The sequence below is a fragment of the Mesorhizobium sp. M0768 genome, from assembly GCF_040320195.1.
In the GTDB taxonomy this organism is placed as follows: Bacteria; Pseudomonadota; Alphaproteobacteria; order Rhizobiales; family Rhizobiaceae; genus Mesorhizobium.
Map to the genome: position 1 here is coordinate 99,327 of NZ_JAMYPD010000012.1, position 13,961 is coordinate 113,287.

General features: G+C 62.9%; 18 protein-coding genes. 12 read left to right on the top strand and 6 right to left on the bottom strand.

The genetic code is table 11. The annotated features are described in order from the left end of the window. Positions 1-23: 23 nt before the first annotated feature. From NKI08_RS17465 to NKI08_RS17475, 3 genes are all read left to right on the top strand, one after another. Entirely contained in the window at positions 24-554 is a 531-nt protein-coding gene (locus NKI08_RS17465) for a DinB family protein (protein ID WP_352771106.1), read from the top strand. 495 nt (positions 555-1,049) lie between these two features. Beyond that, complete coding sequence (locus NKI08_RS17470) at positions 1,050-1,469, top strand: hypothetical protein (RefSeq protein ID WP_352771108.1); 420 nt, start codon at positions 1,050-1,052, stop codon at positions 1,467-1,469. Between the two features lie 485 nt (positions 1,470-1,954). Continuing rightward, positions 1,955-2,551 (top strand): glutathione S-transferase family protein, encoded by a 597-nt coding sequence (locus tag NKI08_RS17475; protein WP_352472598.1) that lies wholly within the window; start codon positions 1,955-1,957, stop codon positions 2,549-2,551. A gap of 77 nt (positions 2,552-2,628) precedes the next feature. Here the strand turns inward: NKI08_RS17475 and NKI08_RS17480 are convergent, their stop codons facing one another. After that, positions 2,629-3,279: an outer membrane protein gene (locus NKI08_RS17480; protein ID WP_292662341.1), complete on the bottom strand. Its 651-nt coding sequence runs from the start codon at positions 3,277-3,279 to the stop codon at positions 2,629-2,631. A gap of 419 nt (positions 3,280-3,698) precedes the next feature. On the opposite strand from NKI08_RS17480, the gene NKI08_RS17485 reads away from it, so the two are divergent. The 7 genes from NKI08_RS17485 (at position 3,699) to NKI08_RS17515 (ending at position 9,284) form a co-directional block, all read left to right on the top strand. Beyond that, the gene (locus NKI08_RS17485) at positions 3,699-4,475 is read left to right on the top strand and encodes an SDR family oxidoreductase (protein ID WP_352771110.1); all 777 of its coding nucleotides are present in this window, start codon (positions 3,699-3,701) and stop codon (positions 4,473-4,475) included. Then, positions 4,472-6,550, top strand: a complete 2,079-nt coding sequence (uvrC, locus tag NKI08_RS17490) for an excinuclease ABC subunit UvrC (RefSeq protein WP_352771112.1) — start codon at positions 4,472-4,474, stop codon at positions 6,548-6,550. The genes NKI08_RS17485 and uvrC overlap by 4 nt, the downstream gene beginning before the upstream one ends. 100 nt (positions 6,551-6,650) lie before the next feature. Then, on the top strand, positions 6,651-7,247 hold the full coding sequence (gene pgsA, locus NKI08_RS17495) for a CDP-diacylglycerol--glycerol-3-phosphate 3-phosphatidyltransferase (RefSeq protein ID WP_023719790.1): 597 nt from the start codon (positions 6,651-6,653) through the stop codon (positions 7,245-7,247). Position 7,248: 1 nt separating this feature from the next. Next, positions 7,249-7,506, top strand: a complete 258-nt coding sequence (gene moaD / locus NKI08_RS17500) for a molybdopterin converting factor subunit 1 (RefSeq protein ID WP_023677674.1) — start codon at positions 7,249-7,251, stop codon at positions 7,504-7,506. Between the two features lie 3 nt (positions 7,507-7,509). Then, entirely contained in the window at positions 7,510-7,989 is a 480-nt protein-coding gene (locus tag NKI08_RS17505; protein ID WP_352771114.1) for a molybdenum cofactor biosynthesis protein MoaE, read from the top strand. Between the two features lie 65 nt (positions 7,990-8,054). Continuing rightward, on the top strand, positions 8,055-8,822 hold the full coding sequence (locus NKI08_RS17510; protein WP_352771116.1) for a YbaY family lipoprotein: 768 nt from the start codon (positions 8,055-8,057) through the stop codon (positions 8,820-8,822). A 192-nt stretch (positions 8,823-9,014) separates the two neighbouring features. Continuing rightward, positions 9,015-9,284 carry a hypothetical protein gene (locus NKI08_RS17515; protein WP_352667151.1) on the top strand — a complete coding sequence of 90 codons (270 nt, stop codon included), beginning with the start codon at positions 9,015-9,017 and terminating at the stop codon, positions 9,282-9,284. Positions 9,285-9,359: 75 nt separating this feature from the next. Here the strand turns inward: NKI08_RS17515 and NKI08_RS17520 are convergent, their stop codons facing one another. The 5 genes from NKI08_RS17520 to NKI08_RS17540 all read right to left on the bottom strand — a co-directional run bounded on the left by NKI08_RS17520 (position 9,360) and on the right by NKI08_RS17540 (position 12,991). After that, a complete protein-coding gene (locus tag NKI08_RS17520; RefSeq protein WP_352457647.1) occupies positions 9,360-9,968 on the bottom strand; it encodes a class I SAM-dependent methyltransferase in 609 nt (202 codons plus the stop codon). A gap of 257 nt (positions 9,969-10,225) precedes the next feature. Then, positions 10,226-10,648: a nucleoside-diphosphate kinase gene (gene ndk / locus NKI08_RS17525; protein ID WP_352771119.1), complete on the bottom strand. Its 423-nt coding sequence runs from the start codon at positions 10,646-10,648 to the stop codon at positions 10,226-10,228. 239 nt (positions 10,649-10,887) lie between these two features. Next, positions 10,888-11,184 carry a DUF1905 domain-containing protein gene (locus NKI08_RS17530; RefSeq protein ID WP_352771121.1) on the bottom strand — a complete coding sequence of 99 codons (297 nt, stop codon included), beginning with the start codon at positions 11,182-11,184 and terminating at the stop codon, positions 10,888-10,890. A gap of 146 nt (positions 11,185-11,330) precedes the next feature. Then, positions 11,331-11,966 carry a 5,6-dimethylbenzimidazole synthase gene (gene bluB / locus NKI08_RS17535; RefSeq protein WP_352771123.1) on the bottom strand — a complete coding sequence of 212 codons (636 nt, stop codon included), beginning with the start codon at positions 11,964-11,966 and terminating at the stop codon, positions 11,331-11,333. A gap of 314 nt (positions 11,967-12,280) precedes the next feature. Next, positions 12,281-12,991 carry a glutathione S-transferase family protein gene (locus NKI08_RS17540; RefSeq protein WP_352771125.1) on the bottom strand — a complete coding sequence of 237 codons (711 nt, stop codon included), beginning with the start codon at positions 12,989-12,991 and terminating at the stop codon, positions 12,281-12,283. Positions 12,992-13,064: 73 nt separating this feature from the next. Here NKI08_RS17540 and NKI08_RS17545 point away from each other — a divergent pair, with 73 nt between their 5' ends. Together NKI08_RS17545 and NKI08_RS17550 are read left to right on the top strand one after the other, a co-directional pair. Then, the gene (locus tag NKI08_RS17545) at positions 13,065-13,577 is read left to right on the top strand and encodes a DinB family protein (RefSeq protein ID WP_352771127.1); all 513 of its coding nucleotides are present in this window, start codon (positions 13,065-13,067) and stop codon (positions 13,575-13,577) included. Between the two features lie 14 nt (positions 13,578-13,591). Next, positions 13,592-13,891, top strand: a complete 300-nt coding sequence (locus NKI08_RS17550) for a hypothetical protein (RefSeq protein WP_352771129.1) — start codon at positions 13,592-13,594, stop codon at positions 13,889-13,891. Positions 13,892-13,961 lie beyond the last annotated feature (70 nt).

A 13,961-nucleotide genomic window follows, 5' to 3' on the forward strand; every position in this document is an offset into this window, starting at 1 on the left:
ATTTCCGAAAAAGGACACCGACCATGAATGCGCTCGCTCTGCTTCGCAGCCTGTTTGCCTATCAGGCCTGGGCCAACGACGAACTGCTGGAAAAGCTCGCGAGTCTCGACCCGCATGTTCACGGCAAGGAACGGCAGGCCGTGATAGGGCTCATCGATCACAGCCATGTGGTGTCGCGGATATTCTCGGCGCACCTGGTCGACGCAAGCCATGGCTACTCCGCCGATAGCACCGAGGACACGCCGGCGTTCGACGAACTTCGCGCCGCAGTCGCAGCGACCGATCGCTGGTATCTCGATTATCTCGAAACCGTCTCGTCGCGGCAGCTGTCCGAGCCCGTCGCATTCGTGTTCACCGACGGGGATAAGGCATTGATGTCGCGACAGGAAATGCTGACCCACGTCGTACTGCACGGCGGCTATCATCGCGGCGAAGCGGGGCGCATCCTGGCGCAGATTTCGGTCATGCCGCCATGGGATACCTTCGCCGTCCATCTCCACAGGGCCGAGCCTTCGCGCCGGCTGCAGATGAGCCGTGAGCCGCTCGGCGCCTGAACGGCCGAGCGCATTCGATCACGCGGTCGGCTCGACCGGATCTATCGAGCGATATCCTGTCCTTCAGAAATGCGAGCTATCTGCTTACTTTCATCGCGTCGTGCAAGATAGTGCAGCGGCGTGCTCGTCGCGTTGCTTCCTACTTACCTGTAGTTTATCTTTTCGAACAAGACGAGGCGGGCGACCGCCTTCGTTCTTGACAATGTTCGCGCTGAGCGTCGGACGTTGAAGCGCAAAAGCTGGTCGAAAAGGTCCTGAGCTTGACGAGAAGACCGGTCGAGATAGAGCGACCAGAATTTCTGTCGCAGAACTTCGCTGCGGGACACAAAGATTCGCAGCCGGTTTTTGCGCGGGTAAAATGGTCGCGCGCTCGCCGTAACCGAAACTTAAGCTGCAAAAATCATTCTAATGCTTCGCTGGCTAGCAAGCCGCGAGTCAGATATGCAATGCGCGCCGGGTCAATAACGGCCGTCGGCACAACGGAAGGGGCATGATATGGCTAAGCAGTCATCCAAAGCGCCGGCATCCAAGGCACCGGCAAAGTCACCGGCAAAGAAAGCACCGGCAAAAGCAGCCGCGGCAAAGGCCGCAACTGCTGTGAAGAAAGCAGCACCCGCGGCCAAAGCGAAGGCCGCTGCGCCTAAGGCAAAAGCAGCGCCGGCCAAAAAGCCGGCCGCCAAGGCCGCGGCAAAACCGGGCGTGAAGAAAGCAGCACCTGCCAAGGCAAAAGCAGCACCGGCCAAGGCCAAGGCTGCACCGGCCAAGAAGCCGGCTGCAAAGGCCGTGGCGAAGCCCGCTGCGAAGAAGGCAGCACCGGCAAAGGCCGCCGCTGCGAAATCTTCCGCAGCAGTGAAGAAAGCAGCGCCCGCGGCCAAGCCGAAGGCAGCGCCCGCAAAGGCGAAGGCCAAGAAGTAGTCGCCGTTCTCCGATCGCCGGGGACAGTACTCAAGACAGCCATGGCGGGATGCCTAATAGGCGCCTCGCTTGCTGGCTGACGGTCGGGCAGGACGAGAAAGAGGCGGGAGGAAGACATCTTTTCGCAGCTCCCAGGACTTCGCCGTGCGGCGAAGTCCGGTGGGATTTTCGTGGCTGCCAAAACCAACCTTCGGTGCAAGGCCTAGTTGGTAGTTGCTCGGATCTGGATTGTCCGACGCGCTCGCGTCTGCCGACGCACCTCCGATTCATCGCATCCGAACGCGAGACAATGGTTGTACGCTGGCGGCGCGGTTTTCCGCCTCTGGCCGTTGATGAACCCTGCATGATCGGTCAACGGTGCCCATGCACGAGCCCCTGTCGGAATCGATTTTCGGTGAGGGTCATGCACGAAGTCACAATGCTACCGCATCCTTTGCGCGTCCAATGGGGCATATGGAGCTGTAGCCGGCAAACAGGAATCGACAATGCCCAGACTGCTCTACGCGTCTACTTCTCCCTACAGTTCCAAGGTGCGCATGGCAGCACTACATGCCGGCATCGCCGTCGATCTCGTGCCGATAAAGACCGAGGAAAGACCGGCCGCGCTGATCGGCGCCAATCCGCTCGGCAAGATCCCGGTGCTGGTGCTCGACGACGGCCGCTCGGTCCATGACAGCCGCGCCATCACCCAGCATCTCAACCGGATGTCGAAGAACGCATTGTTTCCGCGCAATCCCGACAAGCGCCTCGAGGCGGAGGTGCTGGAGGCATTGGCCGACGGCATCTGCGACTGCGCGCTGTCGATGGTCTACGAGCGGCGCACACGGCCGGAAGAGATGGTCTACCAGCCTTGGCTCGAGCGCCAGTGGACGAAGATTTCGGACGCGCTCGATCTGCTCAACGCAAACCCGCCGAAGCTGCCGAAGAAAATCACCCTCGGCCAGATCGCATTGCGCGCCTGCCTCGGCTATCTCTCGCTGCGCTTCGCTGGAAAATGGGAAAAGGGCCGCGGCCGGCTGACGCGCTGGGCGGCACGCTTCGACGAGAAATTCCCGGAGCTGAAGCCCGCCATCCCGGCTTGAGGGCGGGCGGCCCCAACCGGTGCCACAAAAAAAGCCGGGCGCGAGGCCCGGCTTTTTCGTGTCGTGGCTTGGACGACTTAGAACTTCATACCGACGCCGAAAGTGACGCGATTGTCGGTCGACTTGACCTTGCCGATACCGTCGAAGTCCTTCCTGCCGAAGTCCGTGTAACGATACTCGACACGGCCGAACACATTGTCGGTGATCTTGATGTCGGTACCGACGCCGGCTGTCCAGCCAAACTGCGTGTTGGTGTCGCTTACGCCGGCAGCTTCAATCTTCTGGTTCTTCAGCGCGCCACCGGCGGTGCCGTAGAGCAGGATGTCCGGGGTGACAGCGTAGCCGAGGCGGGCACGCAGCGAGCCCTCGAAGCCACCCTTGGCCTCGATGCCGGCATCGTCGCCCTTGACGCCGTTGTAGCCGATATCGGCTTCGGCACCGTAGACGAAGTTCTCCTGCTGCCAGTTATAGCCGCCGAAGACGCCGCCGACAAAACCCTTGGTGTCGACGTCGACGCCAATGTCTTTGGCTTTGGCGTGGCCAGCGAAGCCGTAGCCGACGCTCACACCGGCATAGGGACCGGCCCAGGATGCGACCGGAAGTTCTGCGATCGGGGCAGGTGCCGGCGGCTCTTCCTGAACCACGTCCGCGGCATAGGCGGTTCCGCCGAGGGCGAACAGCCCAAACGCCACCGCGAGCGGTCGCGCAAATTTAAGATTGGCTTGCATTGTTCTTTACTCCTTAAGCCACAGGACACAGGCTTGTTGTTTATGAGCGCCCTCAACCCGTCCGGGGGATGAAACGGATCCGGCGTTCAACGGTTCCAAATGTCGTGTCGAAATGCGGCTGAAGCGAACCTGAACTTGGGTCATTCCCTGGCACGAATGAGGCAGAACCTTGACGTTGCATCTTCGCAACAGCGAATGTCAGCAGGTTCGCCGTGCTGCACTGCACACGGCTTGGTGTAAGGGCTCCAGAGCCCTATATTGCGGGCGGGCTGGCCCGAATTCCGGTCGAGCCAAAACGCCCACCGGGCACTTTGCCACAATCCTGCCCCAGGTGGAAATGGGATTTAACGCTTGGCGGGCCATAATTTGCCGGCGCGATCCCGGCAGGCCGGAATCGGCATCGGATTAAGGATTGACAGATGAGCAAGGTCGCCGCGACGGCACTGGTGACGGGCGGTGCGAAACGGATCGGCAGGGCGATCGTCGAAGATCTTGCCGCGCATGGTTTTGCCGTCGCCATTCACTGCAATCGCTCGCTGGCCGAGGCGGAGGCACTGGCGGCCGAAATCAACAGTGGTCATTTTGGTCGACATGGCCGGGCCGCAGTGATTGCTGCCGACCTGACCGAGATGGACGCCGTCAGCAACCTGGTCGGTCGCGCGGCGGCGGCGCTCGGGCCGGTGTCGCTGCTGGTCAACAACGCCTCGCTGTTCGAGCACGACAGCGTTGAGGATTTCGAGTGGCCGGCCTGGGATCGCCATTTCGCCATGCACGTCAAGGCGCCGGCGCTGTTGGCACAGACTTTCGCCCGGGCCTTGCCGCAGAACAGTGAGGGGCTGATCGTCAACATGATCGATCAGCGCGTCTGGCGGCCGACGCCGCGTTATTTCTCCTATGCGCTGTCGAAGTCGACGTTGTGGGCGGCGACCGAGATGATGGCGCAGGCGCTGGGTCCCCGCATCCGTGTCAACGCCATTGGTCCTGGCCCGACCTTGAAGAACACGCGCCAGCACGACAGCGATTTCGATGCTCAGATTGCCGGGCTGATCCTGAAACGCGGCCCGGAATTGCCGGAATTCGGTGCCACTATCCGTTATCTCTGGGCGGCACGCTCGGTCACCGGCCAGATGATCGCGCTTGACGGCGGCCAGCATCTTGCATGGCAGACGCCCGATGTGACAGGCATGACGGAATGAGCCCCATGGACCAGAAACAAAAAACGCGCGGTGGCGCCGACGACCTGCCGCCCGAAATCGACCTCGAGGACGAGGCGGCCGAGGAGGTCGTCGAGCCTGCAGCCAGCGGTCCGGACGTTACCTTCACCGCCATCGACTGGACCCCGCATGCCGGCGACGCCGACGGCATGGTCGGCGCCGAGGTGATCCAGACGCTGGTAAAGCGGCTGCCCAATGCGCCCGGCGTCTACCGCATGATGAATGCCGCCGGCGACGTGCTCTATGTCGGCAAGGCACGCAGCCTGAAGAAGCGGGTCACCAGCTACGCGCAAGGCCGGTTCCACACCAGCCGTATCGGCCGCATGGTGCGCGAGACATCGACGATGGAGTTCGTCGTCACCCGCACCGAGATCGAAGCGCTGCTGCTTGAAGCCAACCTCATCAAGCGCTTGCGGCCACGCTTCAACGTGCTGATGCGCGACGACAAGTCGTTCCCCTATATCCTGTTGACCGGCGACCATGACTCGCCCGGTATTTACAAGCACCGCGGCGCGCGCTCGCGCAAGGGCGACTATTTCGGCCCCTTCGCCTCGGCCGGCGCGGTTGGCCGTACCATCAACTCGCTGCAGCGCGCCTTCCTGCTCAGGAGCTGCACCGACTCCTTCTACGAGAACCGCACCCGGCCTTGCCTTTTGTTCCAGATCAAGCGCTGCGCCGGCCCGTGCACCGGCGAAATCTCGCACGGCGACTATGCAAGGCTTGTCGCCGAGGCGAAGGATTTTCTCTCCGGCCGCAGCCAGAAGGTGAAGACGGAGATCTCCGCCGCCATGCAGCAGGCTTCGGAGAACCTCGATTTCGAACGCGCCGCCATCTATCGCGATCGGCTGGCGGCGCTGTCGCATGTGCAGAGCCATCAAGGCATCAATCCGCAGACCGTCGACGAGGCCGATGTCTTCGCCATCCATCAGGAGGGCGGCCAGCTCTGCATCCAGGTGTTCTTCTTCCGCACCGGCCAGAACTGGGGCAACCGCGCCTATTTTCCCAAGGCCGATCCGGCGCTCGAAGCCGGCGAGGTGCTGGGATCGTTCCTGGCGCAGTTCTACGACGACAAGCCGACGCCACGCACCATCCTGTTGTCGCATGGCGTCGAGGACCAGGAATTGCTGGCGGAGGCCCTCTCCACCCGCGCCGGCCGCAAGGTGTCGATCTCCGTGCCGCAGCGCGGCGAGAAGAAGGACCTGACCGACAACGCGCTGCAGAACGCGCGCGAAGCGCTCGGCCGGCGGCTCGCCGAAACCTCGACCCAGGCGCGGCTGCTCACTGGCTTTGCCGAGACCTTCGGCCTGGAAAAACCGCCGGTGCGCATCGAGGTCTATGACAACTCGCACATCATGGGCACCAACGCCGTCGGCGCCATGGTCGTCGCCGGGCCGGAAGGTTTTGTGAAGAACCAGTATCGAAAGTTCAACATCCGCTCGACCGAGATCACGCCGGGCGACGATTTCGGCATGATGCGCGAGGTGATGCAGAGGCGCTTCTCGCGGCTGTTGAAGGAACATGGTGACGCCCCGCAAACCGAGGGCGCGGACGAGGCGAGCCCTACCGCACCGGGCGACGATATCGAGGACGCGGGCGGCTTCCCGGCCTGGCCCGACGTCATCCTCATCGACGGCGGCCAGGGCCAGATGACGGCGGTGCGCAAGATTCTCGCCGATCTCGGCATCGAGGACCGCGTCGTGGCCATCGGCATCGCCAAGGGTCAGGACCGCGATGCCGGCCGCGAACGCTTCTTCGTCAAGGGCAAGGCCCCATTCTCGCTGCCCGTTCGCGATCCGGTGCTCTATTTCGTCCAGCGGCTGCGCGACGAAGTCCATCGCTTCGCCATCGGTTCGCACCGCGCCCGCCGCAAGAAGGAGATGGTCAAGAGCCCGCTCGACGAGATCAGCGGCATCGGCCCCGGCCGCAAGCGCGCGCTGCTGATGCATTTCGGCACGGCCAAGGCGGTCAGCCGTGCCGCCGTCGAGGACCTGGTCAAGGTCGACGGCATTTCCGAGCAGGTGGCGAAATTGGTCTACAATCATTTTCACGAGAGCTAAGACCTATTGCCGATATTTCGGCTGGCTAATCGATTCTGGCCTGTTGACCCCCCACATTCGCTTCTGATTTGACTAAGCAGGCAGAAAGAGTTCCCAAAACATGTCCCAGCGCGCATTCAACCTGCCCAACATGCTCACTTACGCCCGCATCCTGGCGGTGCCGCTGGTGGTGCTGTGCTTCTTCCTGGAAGGGCATCTGAAATCGAGCGACTTCGCGCGCTGGTCGGCGCTCATCATTTTCCTGCTCGCCTCGATCACCGATTACTTCGACGGCTATCTGGCGCGCGCCTGGCAGCAGACCTCCAACATCGGCAAGATGCTCGACCCGATCGCCGACAAGCTGCTCGTCGCCACATGCCTGCTGCTGCTTGCCGCCGACACCGATCGCCATGCCGGCATCGCCGGCTGGTCGCTGTGGGCGGCGATCATCATCCTGTGCCGCGAGATCCTGGTCTCGGGCCTGCGCGAATATCTGGCGGCCTTGAAGGTCTCGGTGCCGGTGACGCAGCTCGCCAAATGGAAGACCACCATCCAGATGATCGCCATCGCCTTCCTGCTGGCAGGTCCCGCCGGCGACAAAATCTTCCCGCTGACCACCCAGACCGGGCTGGTGCTGCTGTGGATCGCAGCCCTGGTGACGCTCTACACCGGCTACGACTATTTCCGCGCCGGCCTCAAGCACATCATGGATGAATAAAATGTCGACGAAGCTCATCTATTTCGCCTGGGTGCGCGAGCGGATCGGCAGACCGGAGGAAGAGGTCGAACTGCCGGCCGGCATCGAAACGGTCGCCGACCTCTTGCGCTGGCTGAAATCGCGCGGCGAGGAGTACGAGAACGCGCTGCAATATCCTGACGTGATCCGCGTCGCCATCAACCAGGAACATGTCGAGCACCGCGAGAAGATTGCCGGCGCGCGCGAGATCGCGCTGTTCCCGCCGATGACCGGTGGCTGAACCATGTCCGCGGTGGTGCCGGTCGTGCGCATCCAGGCGGAGGATTTCGACGTCGCCGCCGAGATCGCCAGGCTGACCAGGGGTCGCAACGATATCGGCGCTGTGGTGACCTTCTCCGGCCTTTGCCGCGACGAGCAAGGCAGGCTCTCGGCGCTCGAGCTCGAACATTATCCCGGCATGGCCGAAGCCGAGATTTCCCGCATCGCCGGCGAGGCAATCGAGCGCTGGCCGCTGCAGGGGCTCACCGTCATCCATCGCCACGGCAAGATCGCGCCCGGCGAAAACATCGTGCTGGTGGTGTCCGCTTCCGCCCACCGGCAGGCGGCGTTCGAGGCCGCGAATTTCCTGATGGACTATTTGAAATCACGGGCGCCGTTCTGGAAAAAGGAACACCATAGCGACGGTTCCGAGGGCGGCTGGGTCGACGCCAAGGATGCCGACGACAAGGCGGCGAGCCGCTGGAAGCAGCCGCCGTCCGAATAAATCCCGCGCCAGCCATTCATTGACCGCAATCCTGCGAGATCTTTGGCCGGAAGGGGAGCAGGATCATGCTGGACAGGATCGCCGAGTTCTTCATCTTCGGACTGGTGCCGCTAGCCGTCGGCATACTTGCCGTTCCGGATCGTTCGGTGGCTGCCGAAAGGTCCCTCAAGGGCGAGGTGATGTATCGCGAGCGCATCGCGCTGCCGCCCAATGCCGTGCTTTCCGTGCAGCTTGCCGACGTGTCGCTGGCCGACGCGCCGGCCGCAATCATCGGCGAGCGCAAGGTGGTGCCGGCCGGCCAGGTGCCGATCAAGTTCGAGATCAGCTTCGACCCGCGGGTGATCCGGCCTGATATGACCTACGCGCTGCAGGCGCGCATCACTGTCGATGACCGGCTGCTGTTCGCCACCGATACGCGCCATCAGGTCGACCCGCTCAGCGACGCGCCACAGACCATCATGCTGAAAATGGCGGCGCCGGGCGACGAGCCGGCGGCAGCCTCCGTGTTCGGCCAAAGTTGGCTGGTCGAATATATCGACGGCATCGGCGTGATTGCCGAGCCACGGGCGACATTCCGCATCAGCGAAGCCGGCAAGGCCGGCGGCAGCGGCCCTTCCAACGTCTATTTCGCCACCGCTAGGATAAACGGCTCGACGATCGCTGTCAGCGACATCGGCTCGACCTTCAAGGCCTGCGCGCCTCAGGTCATGGCCGAGGAAAAGGCGCTGTTCGAGGCGCTGGCCAAAGCAGCATCCTACCACGTCGACGCCGGCAAGCTTGTCATCGCCGACAGCGACGGCCGCGACATCCTGCGTTTCAACGCCGCGAGCTAGCGCTTAGTCCGCCCCGATTGGCCTGCGGCAGCCGCATGCCGATCACGATGTGTTTCAGCGGGAATAGGCCGGGCAGGGGGCGCGTTAGTTCTTCATAAAATGGCGGGTAAGGCAAAAGGGACGTTTGTCCCTTCGTTGAAGCCGCCAGAATGGCTGCGGCTCGTTCTGGCCTTAACTCAAAGGAGTCCAGACATGAAAACGCACACGCTTATCCTTGCCGCCACCGGTGCATCGCTCCTTGCCTTTACCGGCCTTGCCAAGGCGGACGACCATCTCGTCAATGCTCTTGACCACGGTCTCAAAGCGGACAGCCAACCGTTCCAGACCAACAAGGCCGGCCATAGCGGCGATCTCGCACCGGGGCAGGGCAGCCCGTTTTCAGGTGAAGAGACCAAGACCCCGTCTACCGACACGCCAGCGGCGAATGAACATGCGAACGTGAAGGAACGCCAGGCGAAATAGACCGGCAGAACCCGCCGCTAGGGGGCGGCGGGCGACATGTATCGGGCGACGATGCCGCATCTCATGCGATATTTCTCAATTCGTCGCGAGTTTGAATACCGCGCCATAGTGATAGGGCGGCACATCAACCAGCTCGGCGAGCTTGAACCCGCTCGCTTCCACCGACGCGGTGGTCTGTTCGGGTGACAGCCTCAGCTCGGTCTTTGGCCCGCGCGGCTCGCCCAGGACCGTGGTTTGCTCGCGCGGATACTGGTGCCAGTTGACGATGGCAAAACGACCCGCAGGGCCAAGCGTCGCGCGCACGGCGCGGGCAAGCCGCGGCCGATCCGGAACGCCGTGGAAAGCGTTGGCGATAAAGACGAAGTCGACGGTTTGAGGCACCAGCCTGGCAAGGTCATAGGCGTCGCCCGCCAAAAACTCGCAATTGCCAGCGCCTCCTTCGGCCAGCCGCCGCCTGGCGACTTCGAGCAGATCGGCATCGATGTCGATAGCGATCACATGACGGGCGACCCTGGCGATTGGCAGCGTGAACCAGCCGTCGCCGCAGCAGAGATCGACCACGTCCGTGCCGGGCTTCATGCCGACCGCCGCCAGGACGCTGGCGGGCTCGGGCCACAGCGCTTCCCACCAGCCGCCGGTTGGCATTTCGGTGCCTTGGAAGAAACCGGGAATGGTGCTGGTCATGGCCTGGTCGGCTCCATTGTCGGGACCGCGTTTGATCCGCCCCTCCGAGCTTAACGCACCCGTGACCCGTCGAGGAGCCTGAAGCTGAAAATGTCCGCCACTGCATGTCGCGCAAAACTGTGCAGCGGTTTTGCGATAACGACATGCATCAAGACAAGAACCTGAAGCCCGTCGCATGAGACCGGTCGAACGCGACGCGCTTTAGCAAAAAAGGCCGGCGTTGCGCCGGCCTCTTTGATGGGGTTCGGGATGCCGGCTCAGCCGACGATCTCGGTGCCCGAGAACCAGTATTTGATCTCCTGCGCGGCGGTTTCCGGCGCATCGGAACCGTGCACGGAATTCTCGCCGATCGACAGCGCGTGCAGCTTGCGGATGGTGCCTTCGGCGGCGCTTGCCGGATTGGTTGCGCCCATCACTTCGCGGTTCTTGGCAATGGCGTTCTCGCCTTCCAGTACCTGCACGACTGTCGGGCCCGACGACATGGATTCGACCAGCTCGCCGAAGAACGGACGCTCCTTGTGGACGGCATAGAAACCTTCCGCCTCGCGGCGGCTCATCCACACCCGGCGCGAAGCGACGACGCGCAGGCCGGCATCTTCCAGTATCTTGGTGATAGCGCCGGTGAGATTGCGACGGGTCGCGTCCGGCTTGATCATGGAAAAGGTGCGTTCGAGCGCCATGGGATCGTCCTTGTGATGGAGAGTGGAATTGAAGGTGGCGGGCTCTATACAAGCCGCCCGCCGCCTTGCCAAGGGGAGGCCGGCGCAGCGCGCATTTCTGCGCTGGGCAGCGGACTTTCAAGTCGAACCATGCCGCCGCTCATCTTTTTGTTGAGCATCGGATTTTCCGACAACCGGTACCCACTTTGGATCCGGCCGACTGGGCTATAGCGCGTCGTCGTCAGCCTGACCCAACGTCGTCATAACTGCATCTCGATCGTCAGGTTGGCCGTGTCGCCAGCCCCGAGGCCTTCGCGGACCCGCACCGCGGTCTTGATCGGCAAGAGCAGGCTGCCGGATTTCTTGTCGGGAAACAGCGATGTCCGCCATCTGGTCTGGCCGATGACGGCTTCCACGCCAAGCGAGCCCCAGGGCCTTGCCATCCCCACCATCGCCGTCTTGATCCGGGCTCCAAGCTCGGGCGGCAGCGTTACGAAATGCCAGCCGCCCTTGCCCGGATAGACCCAGATCTCGGCCTGCATGCCGTAGCGAAACATTCTATGCCCTTCCCTCAGGTCAAGCCCGTCACGACTGGCTTTGCCATGCTGTCTTGCTGGCAATGCTGACGATCGGCGAAACCATCCATGACATCCACAGCCCTGCAGGGAAGAGTCATTCTTCCCCGCGCAGCGCCGCCATTCCACTACCGCCTTGTCACGATAGACGGCCGCCGGGTTTCCCAGCCTTCCCGCTCCAGTTCCGGCACGCTGTGGTTCTCGCTGGGGTAGCCGATGCAGAAGTAACCGATCAGTGTCCACTCCGGCGGCACGTCCAGGATCGTCGCCATCTCGGCCGGATCGAGGATCGAGACCCAGCCCATGCCTATTCCTTCGGCTCGCGCCGCCAGCCACATCGTGTGGACCGCCATGACAGCCGAATAGTCTATGGTGGCTGGCATGGTCTGGCGGCCGAGCCCATGCCCTTGCTCGGTTGCGCGGTCGGCGAAAACCGCAAGCTGGCAGGGCGCCTCATTCAGGCCGGCAAGCTTCAGGCGCGAATACAGGGCGGCGCGTTCACCGCAAAAGGTTTGGAGTGCCTCCGCGTTGCAGCGCTCGAAGCAGGCCCTCACGGCGGCGCGGCATGCTTCGCTCTCGGCGACGACGAAGCGCCAGGGCTGGCTCAGCCCGACGGACGGTGCGGCGCTGGCAAGCTCGAGCAGCCGCTCCAGCGCTCCATCGGGGAGCGGCGTCGGCTTGAACCGCCTGACGTCGCGCCGCCACAGGAAGAGGCTGGCGAGCGCAGCGCGAAAATCGGCCGGGAACTCTGGGTTTGCGGTCATGGCGCGCTGCCTTTGTTGTGATTGCCCGGTTCGCCGGATGTTCGTCTTGTTTGCTTCGATCCAGGCGCTGATGAGGCGCTTCGAGCGACACTTCGTCTACCCGCATTGTCGCATTTCGCCGGCTGGCAACTTTCAGCTAAAGGCCGGACGGCATCGCCGCGATCTACGCCGTTGGACCTCGATCGGCAAAACAAAACCCGCCTCGGCAAGCCGGGCGGGCGTCGGTGCGAATCATCACCATATCCAAATTAGTAGCATAGCTGCCGGCACAAAGCAAGAACAAAATGTGGCGCCGCCGATGAAAACTGCCGATTTCAACTCTCGAGCGGGGCGATCGCTGCGGCCGCAACCGTGCGGCCGAGGCCGCCATGCAGATCGAGGCATCGTTCGAACCATTGCGCCACGACATCGCTGTCGTCGAGCAGCCGGTAGGGCGTGGCGATGCGCGCCCATTGCAGCGCGCCGAAAACGATGTAGTCGGCAAACAGCGGCGACCGGCCGCCGATGAAGGGCTGATAGCCAAGCATCGAGCGCAGCGGCTCCAGCGAGGCGCGGAAGCCGGCGAGCCCGGCGTCGCGGGTGGCGTAAACCGCCTCCAGGGGCTTGCCGAAGCGCTGCTCGCGGTTCTGCCGGAAATAGGCGGCGTTCGCCTCGTCCTGCATGGCGTGCAGGTCCAGTATCGCAGCGGTGGTGACGTAGGGATGGATGGTCAGCTGCGACCAGCGTTCGATAAAGCGCGCCGTCGCCTTGCCGCCGTCGCCGGAAAACAATGTCGGCCGCTCGGGATAGGTCTCCTCGAGATAGAGCGCGATGGCGAAGGAATCGGCGACCACCGTCTCGCCGTCGCGGATCACCGGAACGAGCTTCGAGACGCCGCCTTCCACCTTCGGCACTTCAAGGAAACGGGTCGGCACGCTGGTGATGTCGAGCCCTTTGTGGGCAAGCGCCATCGCCGCCTTCCAGCAATGTGGGCTGAATGGGCGGGCGGCATCGCGTCCGACAAGGTCATAGAGCAGAATGGTCATTGGCGGCAGCGTCCTTGCAGTCTAACTATGCCCGAAACAGACCCGCGCAGGGGGTCTCGCAGGTCGGGAGAAAATGAAACAGCATTTCAGGATGTTTGCGGCCTACAATCAATGGGCCAACGGCCGCATCTACGATGCCGCCGCCGATCTCGACGAGCAAGAGTTCGACCGCAATGTCGGCGTCTTCTTCGGTTCGATGATGGGAACGCTCAACCACCTCCTGGCAGCCGACCGTATCTGGATGAAACGCTTCACCGGCGAGGGCGACGCGCCGGCAAGGCTCGACACGATCCTGCACCGCGCCTTGCCAGGCTTGCGGCTGGCGCGCGAGGTCGAGGACAAACGGATCATCGACTGGGTCGACGGCCTGAGCGACAAGGCGCTGTCGGGCCGCTTCTCCTACATGACCGTCTCGGATATGCGCACCGTCTCGCAGCGGCTGGCGCCGGCGCTCGACCACTTCTTCAACCACCAGACCCACCACCGCGGCCAGGCGCATGCGATCCTGACCATTCTGGGCAAGCCAAGCCTCGGACTGGACCTGACGATGTTCCAGCGCAGCGAGGAGGGCAGGGCCTTCGCCTGAACCTGGGGCGGCTGGTGAAGCGGACGGAGGATAGAGGACGATCTGCCGAGATTGCAAAACGCGCCGAAACATTTTATGGAGCGGATGGTCGTGAGGGCGGCCGCTTCAGCAGCATTCAGCAGCAACAGCGAGAATTGGCACGCATGCCCAATGAACCCTTGCGCCTCGTGGCGTTCTTCGCCGTGGTCCTGGCGCTTCTCAACTCCGGTTATTATTTCCACCAGGGCGACATTGTCGCGACCATCTATTTCATGATCGGCGCCATTCTTGTGACCGCGGTAACGCGGATGAGCATCAGACGGCAGCTGATTTAGGACCGATCTTCTTATCTGGCCGCCATCTCGACGGCTGGTTCGCTTCGACTGCGATCGAATTGAAAGCAAA